This window comes from Vibrio sp. 10N.261.52.C11 (genome assembly GCF_041471405.1).
GTDB lineage: Bacteria > Pseudomonadota > Gammaproteobacteria > Enterobacterales > Vibrionaceae > Vibrio > Vibrio crassostreae_C.
The window spans coordinates 1-1,029 of the sequence record NZ_JBFROI010000086.1; the positions used below are offsets into that span (position 1 = coordinate 1).

A 1,029-nucleotide genomic window follows, 5' to 3' on the forward strand; every position below is an offset into this window, starting at 1 on the left:
GGTTCATGGGGCGTTTACGTTAGAATCGAACATTTAGAGCAAAGGCAGCCTGCTTACTACTGATGATTTGGTGAAAGGCGCAACCGGTGAAACCTTGAATGCGCAATACTTCAAAGACCACCTAAGAAGCCGTTACCTTTAATGGAAAAAATTGATAGAGGCTGATCAGTTTATTGATTCAGCCTTTTTAATCACATTTTCAAAACATACTTAGATTGATTTGAAGGTTTTATCCCTTCATCGAACTTAACAATCACGGAAGATTCTGGTACCTACTAGCACGAAATTGGACATTTCCGTGTTAGTGAATCTGCTAATTTAGGTATTTACGGATTACTTCGAGTAAGGCAAACCGTGCCATAGTCGTTTGTTATAAGGAGGGTTCACCTATTGTCCACATTTCAACTTCTATACTTTCTTTTTCATCACCCCAGTCTTCTTTGTAACCCTGCTCGATGTAATCGAAATTTGCGGAAATCTCATACTTTTCCAAAATACTTCTACCTGTAAGTAAACCATCGTCAGGTCTAAACCGCTTATAGTAGGTTTCGTCAAAGAACACAGTTACTTCACTAGAAAAAAGGTTGGGATAACAAAGAAGTACAGCTACCCAAGACTTACCTTTTTCGTTGTTTGGCTTTGCATTAACCATATGGTTGGCGGCTATAAATAACTGCTCTAAAGCCTCTTTCTGCCACTCAAACTTGGAACTAGAACCTTGGATTAAGCGATCAAGTGTCCAAATTTTGAAGTTAGTGTATTGCTCACCATCCCGCTCTGGATAATAACCTCGAAACTCTTCAGCCCACACTTTTAGGGCACGTATGTGCCTTTCTGGATTTCGTACTTTCTGTTTTGGACGATGAAAGCTAATTCTTCGCATATCTTCCTCCTTATAACGCCGCAATAACACGTTTATTACTACGCCGACTTAGCTGAATTTTACTGCCTTAAACACCGAAACCAAAGACAAACCTACAACGCCGAATGTAATAAATCGTGTTGATTGCTTTGTTGAACGAAGCCGCT

Annotated in this window: 1 protein-coding gene and 1 pseudogene; one reads left to right on the forward strand and one right to left on the reverse strand. The window is 39.8% G+C overall.

Annotated features, from left to right (window positions below):
* Positions 1–37: 37 nt before the first annotated feature.
* Positions 38–142, forward strand: a pseudogene (locus tag AB4323_RS23025) (carboxypeptidase); the annotation flags it as partial.
* A gap of 228 nt (positions 143–370) precedes the next feature.
* Here the strand turns inward: AB4323_RS23025 and AB4323_RS23030 are convergent.
* Entirely contained in the window at positions 371–883 is a 513-nt protein-coding gene (locus tag AB4323_RS23030) for a DUF3916 domain-containing protein (protein WP_017058387.1), read from the reverse strand.
* Between the last annotated feature and the right edge of the window lie 146 nt (positions 884–1,029).